Origin of the sequence: Aeromonas sp. S16(2024), from assembly GCF_041403065.1 — a bacterium.
Classification (GTDB): Bacteria; Pseudomonadota; Gammaproteobacteria; order Enterobacterales; family Aeromonadaceae; genus Aeromonas.
This window is the reverse complement of record NZ_JBGLQX010000066.1, coordinates 1-500: the sequence shown is the minus strand read 5'-3', so window position 1 is coordinate 500 and position 500 is coordinate 1. Positions and strand designations below refer to the sequence as shown.

General features: G+C 59.2%; 1 protein-coding gene. It reads right to left on the bottom strand.

What is annotated here, in order from left to right:
• A partial coding sequence (locus ACB030_RS20345) for a GTP-binding protein (protein WP_371162269.1) occupies positions 1-500 on the bottom strand: 500 nt, incomplete at both ends.

The window sequence follows — 500 nt, the reverse complement described above, 5'->3', positions numbered from 1 at the left end:
GCGTCGCCTTCCAGCGCTTTCAGCGCGGAACCACGGACTACCGGCAGGTCATCACCCGGGAAGTCGTACTCGGTCAGCAGTTCACGAACTTCCATCTCGACCAGTTCGAGCAGCTCTTCGTCGTCTACCATGTCGCACTTGTTCATGAACACGATCATGTACGGGATACCAACCTGGCGACCCAGCAGGATGTGCTCACGAGTTTGCGGCATCGGGCCGTCAGTCGCGGCTACTACCAGGATCGCGCCGTCCATCTGGGCAGCACCGGTGATCATGTTCTTAACGTAGTCGGCGTGACCCGGGCAATCTACGTGGGCGTAGTGGCGGGTAGCGGTGTCGTATTCTACGTGGGAGGTGTTGATGGTGATACCACGCTCACGCTCTTCCGGTGCCTTGTCGATCTGGTCGAAGGCGAAAGCTTTACCACCGAAGTGCTTGGCCAGCACGTTGGTGATGGCGGCGGTCAGGGTGGTTTTACCGTGGTCAACGTGGCCGATGGT